11 protein-coding genes are annotated in these 12440 nt (G+C 42.2%); 4 read left to right on the top strand and 7 right to left on the bottom strand.

Translation table 11 applies throughout. The features are described from left to right. Positions 1-790 precede the first annotated feature (790 nt). From rsmG to rpmH, 7 genes are all read right to left on the bottom strand, one after another. Positions 791-1507 (bottom strand): 16S rRNA (guanine(527)-N(7))-methyltransferase RsmG, encoded by a 717-nt coding sequence (gene rsmG / locus B7E06_RS00305; RefSeq protein ID WP_082231967.1) that lies wholly within the window; start codon positions 1505-1507, stop codon positions 791-793. A 15-nt stretch (positions 1508-1522) separates the two neighbouring features. Further along, complete coding sequence (gene mnmG, locus B7E06_RS00300; protein ID WP_082231966.1) at positions 1523-3412, bottom strand: tRNA uridine-5-carboxymethylaminomethyl(34) synthesis enzyme MnmG; 1890 nt, start codon at positions 3410-3412, stop codon at positions 1523-1525. Between the two features lie 31 nt (positions 3413-3443). Further along, positions 3444-4820, bottom strand: a complete 1377-nt coding sequence (gene mnmE, locus B7E06_RS00295; RefSeq protein ID WP_082231965.1) for a tRNA uridine-5-carboxymethylaminomethyl(34) synthesis GTPase MnmE — start codon at positions 4818-4820, stop codon at positions 3444-3446. Positions 4821-5062: 242 nt separating this feature from the next. Further along, positions 5063-5683: an RNA-binding cell elongation regulator Jag/EloR gene (jag, locus tag B7E06_RS00290; protein WP_082231964.1), complete on the bottom strand. Its 621-nt coding sequence runs from the start codon at positions 5681-5683 to the stop codon at positions 5063-5065. Next, entirely contained in the window at positions 5680-6441 is a 762-nt protein-coding gene (gene spoIIIJ / locus B7E06_RS00285) for a YidC family membrane integrase SpoIIIJ (protein ID WP_082231963.1), read from the bottom strand. The genes jag and spoIIIJ overlap by 4 nt, the downstream gene beginning before the upstream one ends. 78 nt (positions 6442-6519) lie before the next feature. After that, a complete protein-coding gene (gene rnpA / locus B7E06_RS00280; RefSeq protein ID WP_082231962.1) occupies positions 6520-6873 on the bottom strand; it encodes a ribonuclease P protein component in 354 nt (117 codons plus the stop codon). Positions 6874-6942: 69 nt separating this feature from the next. Beyond that, positions 6943-7077, bottom strand: coding sequence for a 50S ribosomal protein L34 (rpmH, locus tag B7E06_RS00275; RefSeq protein WP_080871878.1), 135 nt, complete (start codon positions 7075-7077; stop codon positions 6943-6945). A gap of 1126 nt (positions 7078-8203) precedes the next feature. Between rpmH and dnaA the strand changes: the two genes are divergently transcribed. The 4 genes from dnaA to recF all read left to right on the top strand — a co-directional run bounded on the left by dnaA (position 8204) and on the right by recF (position 12431). Then, entirely contained in the window at positions 8204-9559 is a 1356-nt protein-coding gene (dnaA, locus tag B7E06_RS00270) for a chromosomal replication initiator protein DnaA (protein WP_082231961.1), read from the top strand. A 169-nt stretch (positions 9560-9728) separates the two neighbouring features. Beyond that, positions 9729-10868, top strand: a complete 1140-nt coding sequence (gene dnaN / locus B7E06_RS00265) for a DNA polymerase III subunit beta (protein WP_082231960.1) — start codon at positions 9729-9731, stop codon at positions 10866-10868. Positions 10869-11072: 204 nt separating this feature from the next. Next, positions 11073-11294, top strand: a complete 222-nt coding sequence (gene yaaA / locus B7E06_RS00260) for a S4 domain-containing protein YaaA (protein WP_082231959.1) — start codon at positions 11073-11075, stop codon at positions 11292-11294. 18 nt (positions 11295-11312) lie between these two features. Beyond that, entirely contained in the window at positions 11313-12431 is a 1119-nt protein-coding gene (recF, locus tag B7E06_RS00255) for a DNA replication/repair protein RecF (RefSeq protein ID WP_082231958.1), read from the top strand. Positions 12432-12440 lie beyond the last annotated feature (9 nt).

Raw genomic sequence — 12440 nt, 5'->3', positions numbered from 1 at the left:
AAGCTCCCCATTTCCCTTTCTTTCCTTATTTCTGAGAAGGGAAAAAAAGAAAATACCGTTATTATAGTAAATAGGAACGAGGCTGGGAAATAGCTCGCTTTCCGCGGGGAGCCGATGAGCTAGCTCGTTACACTCGCGGATCTCACCATGGCTCTATCTCCCTGCAGGAGTCTCGCCATTTCCCAGCCTCTTTACCGTTGATGGTGTAAACGGAACACTATGCTTCGACTCTACACCATTCCTCTTAAGTTAAGGTTCCGTTACTGAAAAAAACATAAAGGGCCAGGGGAAACGGCGGGACTCCTATGGGAGGATAGAACAGGGTGAGATCCCGGAGGGCTAAAAGCCCGAGGAAGCTCACCGTTCGCCCATGGAAAGCGAGTCTTTCCCCAGTCCCGGCTCTCTTCATTAAGGTAAACGGATCCTAGCCGCATAGAACATAGGGAAGATACTAGAGGTCAAATCCCGAGAAAGCTCATTTTTTACCCAAAAAAGCAAGCTGTTTCCCCCGGCCCTGTTCTCTTCATAAAGTTAATCGGAACCTAGCCGGAAAATCTCTATGGAAGAAAAGCCTGAGTTATTATGAACGAAAAAGCTAGATCCTTACTCGTAAAGTCGTAGGTTAATGGGATATAAGACCCTATACCCTATCAGAGCTACATTACGAAAGGAGCTAGCTTACTATGGATAATACCCTTATTTATATGAGCTTAGACACGTCGAAAGAAAAAAATATCATCCCCCTCGTGCTTCTTAACCTAATAAAAAAAGCTGCCATAAAAATGGCAGCTTATTGTATAGGTTCTTTATTTGGTGTTCCCGCTTTACGCGGGTATTTTTTAGGTGTTTTGCGGCGTTTTTCAATTAAAGCGATGTTACGCTCACTGCCCTCTTCAGGCAGCTCAAATGTGAATACCTCTTGAATTTCTCCGCCTACGGTCTGGATGGCTAGCTGTGCATCCTCCATTTCCTCTGCCAGGTTTGGTCCCTTCATGGCCATAAAGGTTCCTCCTTTGGCTGTAAGTGGAAGGCAGAGCTCGCTTAGGACAGACATTCTGGCCACAGCACGGGCCATAACCAGGTCATACCCTTCTCGAAAATTAGGGTTCTTTCCAAAATTCTCTGCACGGTCATGATAAAATGCGACATCTTTCAACCCTAATTCATGGGCTAAGTGATTCAAAAAGGTGATTCGTTTCTTCAATGAATCGACAATCGTAACTTTCAATTCAGGGAATACAATTTTCAGCGGCAGACTTGGAAAACCGGCCCCCGCCCCTACATCACACATCCGCAGCGGTTTTGTGAAATCATGATAGAAAGCAGCCGTTAACGAATCGTAGAAATGCTTCAAGTACACGCCTTCTTCATCGGTAATGGCGGTCAAATTCATTTTCTCATTCCACTCCACTAAAATTTCGTAGTATTTGTGAAACTGCTCCTGCTGTTGATCATTAAGTTGTATCCCTTGTTTTTTTAACGCCTCGAGAAAGGTATTTCTATCCATAGGTCCGTCCTTTCTTTATTCGCCTGATACTTTTGCAATTTTTCCTTGTTCGATATAAACGAGCAGAATGGAAACATCGGCAGGGTTTACACCAGATACACGGGAGGCCTGACCGACAGAAAGCGGACGTACTTTTTTCAGACGTTCACGTGCTTCTGTTGCCAATCCATTGATTTGACCATAGTCAATATCTTCTGGAATCGATTTTGCATCCATTTTACGCATTTTCTCGATCTGATCAAGAGCTTTCTTAATATATCCTGCATACTTAATTTGAATTTCCACTTGTTCTTTTACATCATCGTCCAGTTGTTTTTCGCTTGGCGATAATTTTTCGATCGCTTCATATTTCATTTCAGGACGGCGCATAAGATCAATGGCGCGGATGGCATCTTTTAACAGACTGCCTCCCGCTGCTTCCACAACTTCCTGCACCTCTTCTGTCGGTTTTAAAATAAGTTTGTTTAGACGCTCTTTTTCTTCTTCAATCAGGCGTTTCTTCTCTTCAAAGCGTGCAAAACGCTCATCGGAAATGGTTCCGATACGGTGCCCGATTTCTGTAAGTCTTAAGTCAGCGTTATCGTGACGCAGCATCAGTCGGAATTCGGCACGAGATGTAAGCAGACGGTAAGGCTCGGATGTTCCTTTTGTAACAAGGTCATCGATCATAACCCCGATATACCCCTGGGAACGGTCAAGGATTAGCGGCTCTAAGTCCAGCGCTTTAGCTGCCGCATTAATTCCGGCCATAATTCCTTGTCCTGCCGCTTCCTCGTAGCCGGACGTTCCATTCAGCTGACCGGCTGTAAACAAGCCGCTGATTTTTTTCGTCTCAAGTGTTGGCCATAGATTGGTAGGCACGATGGAATCATACTCTATCGCATAGCCGGCCCGCATAATTTCAGCATTTTCAAGTCCGGGTACTGTTTCCATCATTTCTTTTTGGACATATTCAGGCAGGGATGTAGACATTCCCTGTACATAGACCTCTTCTGTGTCGCGTCCTTCCGGCTCTAAGAAAATCTGGTGGCGCGGTTTATCGTTAAACCGCACAATTTTATCTTCAATAGATGGGCAATAACGCGGCCCGGTTCCTTTGATCATTCCAGAATACATCGCAGACAGACCTAGATTATCATTAATGACTTTGTGGGTGTGTTCGTTTGTGTAAGTGAGCCAGCAAGGAATCTGGTCGGTAATATATTCAGTTGTTTCATATGAAAAGAAACGCGGTTCTTCTTCACCGGGCTGGATTTCTGTTTTGGAATAGTCAATGGTACGGCTGTTCACACGCATCGGCGTACCTGTTTTAAAACGGACCATTTCAATTCCAAGCTCTTCAAGCTGTTCAGAAAGAGAAACAGAAGTTCTCTGGTTGTTCGGACCGCTTTCATAGGAAAGATCCCCAATGATTACACGGCCGCGCATAAACGTTCCTGTCGTTACGATAACTGTCGGTGCATAGTAAGCCGCTTTCGTTTCCGTTACTACACCTTTTACCTGATCGTCTTCTACAAGAAGCTTCTCTACCATTCCCTGGCGAAGGGTCAGGTTCTCCTGGCTTTCAAGAAGACGTTTCATTTCTTTTATATAGAGCGGCTTGTCTGCCTGTGCACGAAGCGCACGGACAGCCGGGCCTTTTCTTGTATTTAACAATCGCATCTGGATATGGGTTTTATCAATAACTTTCCCCATTGCTCCTCCAAGCGCGTCAATTTCACGTACAACTATTCCTTTTGCCGGACCGCCAATTGACGGGTTACACGGCATAAAAGCAACCAAATCTAAATTCAGTGTAAGCATTAAGGTTTTTGCCCCGCGTTTCGCGGCCGCTAAACCAGCTTCCACTCCAGCATGACCGGCACCAATAACAATTACATCGTAATGCCCTGCATCGTAAGTCATTTTGGTTGTCTCTCCTTTATATTCAATATAGTTATTTCCCTAAGCAAAACTGTGCAAACAGCTGATCAATTAAACTTTCATGGACAGCATCACCAATAATCTCGCCCAGCAGCTCCCATGTACGGGTGACATCAATCTGGACGACATCGATCGGTACTCCCATTTCCATGCCTTCCTGTGCATCTTCTAATGCCTGCTTCGCCTGCTTTAAAAGCTGCACATGACGGACATTGGACACATAGGTCATGTCTCCGGCATCAAGATCACCTTCAAAGAAGGTATCAGCGATCGCTTTCTCAAGCTGATCAATGCCTTCTTCCCGAATAAGGGCTGTCGACACGACGGGGTGATCTCCAGTTAATCTCTTCACTTCCTCAAGATCAAGCTTCGGATCGAGATCCATTTTATTAACAATAACGATGATATTCAGATCGTTAACGGCTTCAAAAAGCTTCCGATCTTCATCAGTGAGCTCATCTCCATAGTTTAACACAAGGAGGATCAGATCGGCTTCTTTTAATACTTGGCGAGAACGCTCCACCCCAATACGTTCAACAATATCTTCGGTTTCGCGGATCCCAGCTGTATCTATCAGTCGTAAAGGAACACCGCGGACATTTACATATTCTTCGATAACATCGCGCGTTGTACCTGGAATTTCCGTAACAATTGCTTTATTTTCGTGAACAAGGGCATTCATAAGAGAAGATTTCCCTACGTTTGGACGTCCGATAATGGCTGTTCCTAACCCCTCACGAAGAATTTTACCCTGACGAGCGGTTTCGAGAAGTTTCTCAATCTCTGTATGAACCTCTCTCGTTTTCTCTCGCATCATCTCATTCGACATTTCTTCCACGTCGTCATATTCCGGGTAATCGATATTCACTTCCACATGGGCAAGCGTTTCAAGCAGCTTTTGACGAAGGTTCTGGATGAGATGAGATAAACGTCCATCCATTTGTTTTAAAGCCACGTTCATCGCCCGATCCGTTTTCGCACGGATTAGATCCATGACGGCTTCCGCCTGGGAAAGGTCAATTCTCCCATTCATAAAGGCACGTTTCGTAAATTCGCCTGGCTCTGCTAGTCTTGCCCCGTTTGCCAATATTAGCTCGAGCACTCGATTGACTGAGACGAGCCCTCCATGACAGTTAATCTCCACAACATCTTCTCTCGTAAACGTCTTCGGTGCACGCATGACAGAGACCATTACTTCTTCGGCTACTTCACCGGATTCCGGGTCAATCAGTTTTCCATAGTGCATCGTATGAGAATCCGCTTCATTTAAATCTTTTCCTTTAAAAAGCTTTGCTGCATTGTCCACAGCCTCCGGACCGCTTAATCGAACGATAGCAATGGCCCCTTCTCCCATTGGAGTTGATATGGCAGTAATCGTATCCATTTCCACACGCGGTCACCTCCTTAAAATTTAGTAGTATATAGTTATCCACAAGGTGGTAAAATTTAAACTCACTAACATAATAGATTAACACATGAAAGGTATATTTGGAAAGGGGATCTTTTCATATTATCCACATGTTGATAACTTTTTTTCAAAAATGCAAAGACTGGCTGAAGTCCTGATTCTCTATGATCTATCAAAAATAAAAAGAGCCGGCCCGGTGTGGGCCAGCTCACATAAACGAATGTTTAACGAATAGGATGAATCACAATATGGCGTTTCGGATCATTTCCAGCTGAATCTGTTTCTACTTTTGAATGATTCTGCAGAGCCGAATGAATGACCTTTCTTTCATAGGAAGGCATAGGCTCTAAATGAACCGACTCTCCCGTTCTGATCGCTTTTTCTGCTAAACGGTTCGCCAGGGTTTCTAACGTTTCCCGCCTTCTGGACCGGTAATTTTCCGCATCCAGAAGCACGTTGTAAAACTGATCAGATTCACGGTTGACCGCAAGCTGTACAAGATATTGCAGAGAATTGAGGGTTTGTCCCCGCTTGCCGATTAACATGGCAATTTTCTCGCCTTCTAATTCCATAAATAAATGTTTTCCATCTAGTTTAGTGGTAACTTCGACAGGCGCCCCCATTTGTGCTGCTACTTCTTTAACAAATGACTCGGCTTCCTGCACAGGATCTTTTACAATAGAGACTTTCACAATAGCTGGTTTCGTACCAAATACTCCTAGAAAACCTTTTTTACCTTCATCAATGACTTCAACGTTAACTTGGTCCTTTGATGTTTGTAACTGATCTAGTGCTGATTGGACCGCTTCATCAATTGTATTGCCAGTAGCAGTCATCTGCTTCACTTGCTCGCGCCTCCTGTCTGCTCTTTCATCATTGGTTTACGAATAAACAATGTCTGCAGGATCATTACAAGGTTACCCACGATCCAGTATACAGCCAGCGCAGATGGGAAAAAGAATGCAAATGTACCGATCATTAACGGCATTACGTAAAGCATCATCTGCATCTGCGGGTTTTGAGCCGCAGTGTTTCCAGCCATCATCAGCTTCTGCTGAAGGAACGTTGTGGCCGCCGTGAGGATCGCAAGAAACGGATCCGGTGAGCCAAGCTCCATCCAAAGAAAACTATGGCTCTGAATGGTTTCTGTACGCATAATCGCATGGTAGAAACCAATTAACACCGGCATTTGCACAATAATCGGAAGACATCCGGCCAGTGGATTGACTCCATTTTTCTGGAAAAGCTGCATTGTTTCCTGCTGAAGCTTCTGCTGTGTTTGAGCATCTTTAGAACTGTATTTTTGACGAAGCTCCTGCAATTGCGGCTGAATGTCCTGCATTGCTTTAGAGCTTTTCAGCTGTTTAACGTTTAACGGCAGAAGAATAAGACGAATAATAATCGTAACGATTATGATAGCTAATCCGTAGCTTCCATTTGTAGAATCAGCAAAAAATTGTAATGTTTGTGATAACGGATAAACGATATATTCATTCCAAAAACCTGTACTTTCCGAGGTGATCTCTTTGTTGACATCCATACACCCGGTTAGGAAGGTCAGCATACCTGTCATAGCAAGTAATGCTATCCATTTTTTACGCAACGTACTTCCTCCTTACACTTTCACATTTCACTATAGAATAGTGTAGCACTTTTCTATAAGACGTGCCTATATAATTTGTCAGTTTCTCATCTTCTTATCGAGAAGCCGTGATTTATATAAAACGTGGGTCAAGCTGCTTTTTATTTCATGAAAACCCATTTTATGGGTTGGTTTTCTCGCAATAATCACAAAATCGTAGTCAGGCTTAATTTGAGTTTCCAATTCGTGAAAGGCTTGTCTTAAGTATCGTTTGATTTGATTTCTCATTACGGCGTTTCCAATCTTCTTACTTACCGATAAACCGATTCGAAAGTGTGGCTGATCTTTCTTTTTTAAGTAATAAAGAACAAGCTGACGATTGGCGAACGACTCACCATGTTGAAAAACCTGTTGAAATTCTTCATTCTTTTTAATTCGGTAAGTTTTCTTCATGGAATCAAGCTCCTAAAATCCTTCGATTATTCTTTAACTAGAAAAAAGACCACTGATTGGTTCAGTGGCCTAGGCTGATAATACTTTTCTTCCTTTACGGCGACGACGAGCTAGTACGTGACGACCGTTCTTAGTGCTCATACGCGCACGGAAGCCGTGTACTTTCTTACGCTTACGGTTATTTGGTTGAAATGTACGTTTCATATATATACACCTCCTGAGGTAGTTTGCTATCGAATACAAAAACGATATCTAAAAGGCAGTCCCGATAATTATAATCAATCTGTGAATTTGTGTCAATGCATTCTTTTAAATAATAAGCTATTTACTATTGATGATATTTGTTCGTAGCGTCCAGTTAAGAGTTTCTAATAATGCGATAAGAGACGTGTTCCGTTTTCTTTAAAATAGAGAGCCGGTCCTGGGGAAACAACTCGCTTTCCATGAGCGAACGCTGAGCTTCCTCGGGCTTTTAGCCCTGCGGGATCTCACCCTGTTCTTTTCTCCCATAGGAGTCTCGCTGTTTCCCCCGGCCCTTTATATTTTTAGGCGTAACGGAACATTATATAAGAGAAAATCTCTACCACCAGAACGTTTAATGAACCTACAGCGTTCCGTTTCCACTACTAACGATTAAGAGGCTGGGAAATGGCGAGACTCCTGCAGGGAGATAGAGCCAGGGTGAGATCCGCGAGTAACGCGAGCTAGCTCACCGCGGAAAGGGAGTCATTTCCCAGCCGCATTTCTCTTTTTACCATTTCATTTTCATACTACCTTATTCTCAAGAAAACCCCGACAGTTATATAACAGCTTCTGTTACATAACACTTAAACCCTCGTAATCTTTCTTTTTTAGCGAACATCCACACCCCTTGTGTATAATTAAAACGAGCGAATCAGACTATCCACAACAAATATCGACAGGTTAATCACAAAATCTAGTACTGTGGAAAAAAACTATCTACAAGGTGTAGAGTCTGTGGATAAGTTACATAAGACCATTGCATGAAGTAATTTTATCTGGTATTATATTTGTGTTTAACTCTGGAATAAAGATGAACCCACGTAAAATTATTCACAATCTGTGGATAACATGTGGACATTTATTAACATGGTTGTTTGAAAGGTTATCAACAGTAGTGTGGATAATGAAAATAACCTCTTACTAGAACTAGTTTAATAGGGAAAATGCGTCCACATTCCAGTGGGTAAAAAATCACATATGCACGTTATACAAATATTGTACAATCACCTTTCGATCTTTTGGTTACGTTCGGAAAAAAGAACGAAAGGCTTTTTTGTTTTCCTTTTTAGGAGAAAGGGGTGATATTTTGGAGAATATACACGAATTATGGGACAACACGCTGGAGAATATGAAAGAAAAAATCAGTAAGCCGAGTTTTGAAACATGGCTGAAAGCTACTAAAGCTGATTCTCTGCAGGAAAATACGTTAACCATTGTAGCTCCAAATGAATTTGCCAGAGACTGGCTGGAGAACCAGTACGAAGGATTAATAAGAGAAACATTAAGTGAAGTGACAGGGGCCGAGCTTACCACCAGGTTTATCATTCCAGAGACCAAGGATGATTCCCTGGATGATGTGAAGCTTTCGGATAAGAAAATGCCTGATATGAGAAATAACGGCGGCGAAGAGTCTCCTCAAAGTATGCTGAATTCCAAATATACTTTCGACACATTTGTTATCGGTTCTGGAAACCGATTCGCTCATGCCGCATCATTAGCAGTCGCAGAAGCTCCGGCTAAAGCGTATAACCCGCTGTTTATTTACGGGGGAGTCGGACTTGGAAAAACCCACCTTATGCATGCCATAGGACACTATGTCCTGGATCATAATCCAAATGCCAAGGTGGTCTATTTATCTTCTGAGAAATTTACTAATGAATTTATTAACTCAATTCGTGACAATAAAGCTGTCAATTTTCGAAATAAATATCGAAGTGTCGACGTTCTTCTCATAGATGATATTCAATTCCTTGCCGGAAAAGAACAAACACAGGAAGAGTTTTTCCATACGTTTAATACGCTTCATGAAGAAAGCAAGCAGATCGTGATCTCAAGTGACCGTCCCCCTAAGGAAATTCCCACACTGGAGGATAGACTGCGCTCCCGATTTGAATGGGGACTCATTACAGATATTACGCCACCTGACTTAGAAACACGGATTGCAATCTTACGGAAGAAAGCTAAAGCAGAAGGGCTTGATATCCCTAATGAAGTAATGCTGTACATCGCTAATCAAATCGATACAAACATTCGTGAATTAGAAGGGGCTTTAATTCGTGTTGTTGCTTACTCTTCTTTAATTAATCACGATATCAACGCTTCCCTGGCTGCAGAAGCATTAAAAGACATTATTCCAAGCTCCAAGCCTCGTAAAATAACGATAGAATCCATTCAGGAGATGGTAGGAGAAAAATATAATGTGCGCCTGGAAGATTTCCCTGCGAAGAAACGGACCAAATCCATAGCATTCCCGCGTCAGATTGCTATGTATCTTTCAAGAGAGCTTACCGATTTCTCTCTCCCTAAAATTGGTGAGGAGTTTGGAGGACGTGATCATACAACCGTTATTCATGCCCATGAAAAGATTTCTAAAATGATTGCAACAGATCAGCAGCTGCAAAGAGAAATTGATGAGATTACCGAACAGTTGAAAGCTCACTAACCCTGAATAGTGTGGATAATAGTATCAGATACATCAACAGCCTATCCACATGTGGATAACTAGCCAAAACAAGCGTGCGAAACGGTTATCCACAAATCCACAGGCCCTATTACTTCTATTACTATTTTTTAAATAAAAATAATTAATATATACAGGAGGAATATCTCCCATGAAATTTACGATTCAAAGAGATCAGTTAATGGAAAGTGTCCAAAATGTAATGAAAGCCATCTCTTCACGAACCACTATTCCAATTCTTACAGGAATTAAGTTGGAAGCTACATCAGACGGAGTAAAGCTGACGGGAAGTGATTCAGATATTTCTATTGAATCTTTTATTCCTGCAGAGGAAGATGGAATCGTGTATGTAGAAAACATTGAGACAGGAAGCATAGTTTTGCAGGCTAAGTATTTCCCTGATATTGTACGCAAGCTTCCACAGAAAAATGTCGATATTGAAAGCGATGATAAACGAAACGTTACAATTAAATCCGGAAAAGCAGAATTTCATCTGAATGGACAGGATGCAGAAGAGTATCCCCAGCTGCCTCAATTACATACTGAGGACAGTTTTGAACTTCCAACTGATCTTCTAAAAAATTTAATTCGTCAGACAGTGTTTGCTGTTTCTTCTTCAGAAACGCGCCCGATTTTGACAGGAGTTCACGTTCAACTGAGTGATGAGCTGCTTCATTTCACGGCAACAGACAGCCACCGTCTTGCATCAAGAAAGATTCCATTAAAGCGTGAAACACAAGGAGAAATTCCTGCTGTCGTTATTCCAGGTAAAAGCCTGACGGAACTAAATAAAATTCTTTCCGACTCTGATGAACCAATTGAGATCAGTGTAACGGAGAATCAGGTTTTATTTAGAACGAAGCATTTGTATTTCTTATCTCGTTTGTTAGACGGCAATTATCCGGAAACTTCCCGGTTAATTCCTGATCAGAGCAAAACGGTTATGATCATTGATGCAAAAGATCTTCTGCAATCGATTGACCGTGCCTCCCTCCTTGCGAAAGAGAACCGTAACAATGTGGTACGTCTTATTACACAGGAAGGCCATCAAATTGAAATTAACGGGAACTCACCGGAGGTTGGGAATGTAGTAGAAGAAATAGTCGCAGAGTCTATTGAGGGAGAAGAGTTAAAAATCTCTTTCAGTGCGAAGTACATGATGGATGCTTTAAAAGCGATCAATGATGAACAAGTGAAAATAGAATTTACGGGCGCCATGCGTCCATTTCTTATCCGTCCAGTAGATGATGATCAAATTCTTCAGCTTATCCTGCCGGTCAGAACGTATTAATTTCACCAGCGATTAAAAAGCTGATAGTATGAAAACAATTTAAAAAGCCGTTATGATCGAAAATCATGGCGGTTTTTTTCTTTTTGTAGAGAAAATGCATACATTATTACCGATTTATGTTATATTCTTTGGTTTGCTTTCCTTAAAGCGATATCTTTAGTAAAATAGAGAGATAAGACAAACCATGAAAAATAGGGTGAATTTATGAGTGAACGTATTGAAATAAATACTGAATACATTCCGCTTGGACAATTTTTAAAATTAAGCAATGTCGTAGAGTCCGGCGGTATGGTGAAAGTTTTCTTAGCTGAATTTGATGTTTACGTAAATGGTGAGCGGGAGCAGAGACGTGGACGAAAGCTTTACCTGGGAGATGTCGTAGAAATTCCTGAGTTTGGAGTTTTTGAAGTCGTACGTGAAGAATAGGCGGCTTCTTCAAATACTATGCACATTCAAGAGCTGTCGTTAAGGTCATATCGCAACTATGACCAACTCTCATTAACATTTGACCATACCATTAACGTTATTATTGGTGAAAATGCCCAGGGTAAGACCAATTTAATGGAAGCCATCTACGCACTGGCTTTTACCCGATCCCATCGAACCCCCCGTGATAAAGAACTCATTCAATGGGACGCAGAGTATGCTAAAATAAAAGGTAGTGTGTTTAAGCGTAATCGCAAATTCCCTTTGGAAATTGTATTTTCAAAAAAAGGGAAGAAGGCGAAGCTCAATCATATAGAGCAAAAAAGACTAAGCGACTATATCGGCGCGCTTAATGTCGTCATGTTTGCACCTGAGGATTTGAACCTGGTAAAAGGCAGTCCTCAGGTGCGTCGTCGGTTTATTGATATGGAAATCGGCCAGATACAGCCTCGCTATATCTACCATTTAGGTCAATTTCAAAAGGTTCTAAAGCAGAGAAATCACTTATTAAAAGAGCTGCAGCGCAAACCGAAAGCTGATCGAACGATGCTCTATGTATTGACAGACCAGCTGATTGAGCATGCTGTAACGATTGTAGAACGGCGCTTTAAGTTTCTTCGCCTGCTCAGATCATGGGCTGCCCCCATCCATAAAGGAATCAGCCGTAATCTTGAGGACTTGGAAATTGCCTATGATGCTAGTGTCAAAGTATCAGAGGAAATGGATTTGGAAACAATAAGAACAAGCTTTGAAGAAAAGTTTCGTGAAATCGAGTCAAAAGAAGTGGAAAGAGGTACAACGCTTGCCGGTCCGCACCGAGATGATTTAGTTTTTTTCGTCAATGGGAAGGACGTTCAAACCTACGGATCACAGGGCCAGCAGCGTACGACGGCCCTTTCTTTAAAACTTGCTGAAATAGAATTGATTCACAGTGAAGTTGGGGAGTACCCGATTTTACTATTGGATGATGTACTCAGTGAGCTTGATGACTATCGCCAATCCCATCTGCTTCACACCATTCAGGGGAAAGTGCAGACATTTGTCTCCACAACGAGTATTGAAGGCATTGAGCACGAAGCCCTTAAAGAAGCCGAGATTTTTCACGTTACGGACGGCGCAATTGATGTCCAGAAATGAGGTGGCAAG

The organism is Halobacillus massiliensis (genome assembly GCF_900166625.1).
In the GTDB taxonomy this organism is placed as follows: Bacteria; Bacillota; Bacilli; order Bacillales; family Halobacillaceae; genus Halobacillus_A; species Halobacillus_A massiliensis.
Note: the sequence above shows the minus strand (reverse complement) of the source record. Positions and strands in the feature narration are given on the sequence as shown.